2 protein-coding genes and 1 pseudogene are annotated in these 2,296 nt (G+C 61.2%); all 3 read left to right on the top strand.

Annotated elements, in window-relative coordinates; genetic code table 11:
• Nucleotides 1–116: 116 nt before the first annotated feature.
• Nucleotides 117–1,496 carry a replicative DNA helicase gene (dnaB, locus tag EIY72_RS13035; protein WP_093219627.1) on the top strand — a complete coding sequence of 460 codons (1,380 nt, stop codon included), beginning with the start codon at nucleotides 117–119 and terminating at the stop codon, nucleotides 1,494–1,496.
• Nucleotides 1,496–1,705 carry a hypothetical protein gene (locus tag EIY72_RS13030; protein WP_093219633.1) on the top strand — a complete coding sequence of 70 codons (210 nt, stop codon included), beginning with the start codon at nucleotides 1,496–1,498 and terminating at the stop codon, nucleotides 1,703–1,705. The genes dnaB and EIY72_RS13030 overlap by 1 nt, the downstream gene beginning before the upstream one ends.
• Nucleotides 1,702–2,296: pseudogene (locus EIY72_RS13025) on the top strand (tyrosine-type recombinase/integrase); the annotation flags it as partial. The gene EIY72_RS13030 and the pseudogene EIY72_RS13025, both read left to right, overlap by 4 nt.

Below are 2,296 nucleotides of genomic sequence, written 5' to 3'. Positions count from 1 at the left end.
GTCCGATTTCCTGATGGGCCGTGCTTCGGGTAAAAACGGCGGCGCACCTTTCCGGGCCAGCTTCGACTGGCTGATCGCCCCGAGCAACTTCGTCAAGGTTGTGGAGGGCAATTACAGTGCGTGAGCCTTACAGCATCGAGGCCGAGCACGGCCTGCTGGGCGCGATGATGCAGCGCCCAGAACTGATCGACTCCCTGAGCGACGACCTGTCCCCGGAATCGTTTTACTTTCCAGCAAACGCCGAGGTGTATCGGGGGATTCTCGCGGTTCGTGATGCGGGCAAGTCCGTCGACTTCCTCACCGTGGGCAACCACGTTGGCAGTTTGGCTGATGGCTCGCCAGCTTTCGCCTACTGCGCCGAGATCGTCCATGGTACGCCCAGTGTTGCCAGTGCGAAGACCTACGCGGGCATCGTGCGTGAAAGGGCTATCGAACGTTCCCTGTTTGAGCTTGGCACCCAGGCCATGGATATCGCGCACAGCGATCAGGACGTGCAGGCGAAAATCGCCGCCGTCCAGGCCGCTGCCATGGCGATTGATTGCGGTGCGGGTGATGACGACATCGTCAAAGTGGGTGATGTCCTGGCCGACCAACTGGAGGTGTGGCAGGAGCGTCACGATCGCCATGCCCGCGGTGAAACGCTGATCGGCCTGTCCACCGGCCTGAAAGACCTGGACGAAAAACTGGGCGGCTTGCAGCCGGATCACCTGTACATCGTTGCCGGCCGGCCTGCCATGGGCAAAACCACGCTCGCCATGGGCTTCGTCATCGACGCAGCGGTGCGCCAGAGCAAGTCGGTGCTCGTCATCAGCCTTGAGATGAAAAAAGGCCAGCTGCTCGACCGGGCGGTGGCATCCGAGGGACGTGTTCCGCTCACGTTGGTGAAAAACGGCACGGCGTGTCAGAGCCACGGCGCGGAGCTTTCTGCTGCGGCCGGGATCCTGCAGCGGGCACCGCTGTACATCGCTGACCGAGCGGGCTCGTCGATTGGTCGCATCCGCTCCCTGGCCCGTCGCCACAAGATGCGTTACGGCTTGGACCTGCTGATGATCGATTACCTGCAATTGCTGGAAGGCGAGGGCGGTAACCGTACCGAGGAGGTCAGCAGCATCAGCCGGGGTTGCAAGCTGCTCGCCAATGAGTTGGGCATTCCCGTCGTGCTGCTGAGCCAGCTCTCGCGCAAATGCGAAGAGCGCCCGAACAAGCGGCCTATCCCTTCCGATTTGCGGGAGTCCGGGGCCATCGAGCAGGACGCCGACGTGATCCTGTTCGTGTACCGCGACGAGGTCTATCACGAAAACACCGATGCCAAGGGCATCGCCGAAATCATCATCGGCAAAGGGCGCGACATCGAGATGGGCACCGTCCGTACGGCCTTCCTTGGGCAGTACAACCGCTTTGAAAACCTTGCTGCGGGGTGGAAGCCAGAGCCTGTCGAGCAGCCGGAAAAAGTTACCAGTCTAGCCAGCCGTTATCGTCAAAAGGACAAATTCTGATGGATATCCAGCGACTTGCTGCACCCACGCCATCGAACTACCGCTACGCGGTGTTTTGCTGCTCATTCAAGTGGGAGCTGGGAAGTACCCCGGACCATGCCATGGCTTTGTTTGCCGACGAGGCCATGGCCAAGCGGTACGGCGCGTTGATGTGGCCCTCAACGTTCGAGGTGGTGGATCGTTTTGCCCTGGCGGAGATGAAGGATTGAGCGCCCTGATCAAGACCCTGACCGTAAAGCTGTCCGACGCCGAAATTCTGCGTAACGCCAAGCTGGAGCATGTGCGCGATCTGCGCGATGCCAGTCATCCCGCGCTGCACTTTCGATTCGCGAAGAACCGCACGCGTGGGTCGTGGTACCTGCTGAACAAACGCCAGTGGCATCGCATCGGCGCATTTCCCGATCTGTCCACCAAGCAAGTCGTCGCGGCCCTGCCGGCAGTGCGTTTGCGGGTCGCAGCTGAGGGGGCTGCCAGCGTTTCGGGTTGGGTGACCGTCGGCGAGTTGCTGGACTGGTTTGCCGATCGCATGGCCCGTTCGCGTGCGCTCTCGGCCAAGCGTCGCTCGGCCGGCAAGTCGGCGATCAGCTGCCAGCTCAAGCCGCGTCTGGATGATTTGCTGCTTCGTGACGTGAATGCCCAGACCCTGGACAAGCTGCTGATGTGGCCGGCACAGGAAGAGTTGTCACTGTCCTACGTCCAGCAGCTCTACCGACTGCTCGCGGTGGCCTTTCGTCAGGCCCGTAAATTGGACCTGATCCCGGTCAACCCGATGGCCGAGCTCAAGTTCATCAACTTCACGA

This window comes from Pseudomonas vancouverensis (genome assembly GCF_004348895.1).
GTDB lineage: Bacteria > Pseudomonadota > Gammaproteobacteria > Pseudomonadales > Pseudomonadaceae > Aquipseudomonas > Aquipseudomonas vancouverensis.
Note: the sequence above shows the minus strand (reverse complement) of the source record. Positions and strands in the feature narration are given on the sequence as shown.

Excerpts from the sequence above, each read along its gene's own strand:
- EIY72_RS13030 (WP_093219633.1), top strand. The coding sequence starts at position 1,496 with ATGGATATCCAGCGACTTGCTGCACCCACGCCATCGAACTACCGCTAC.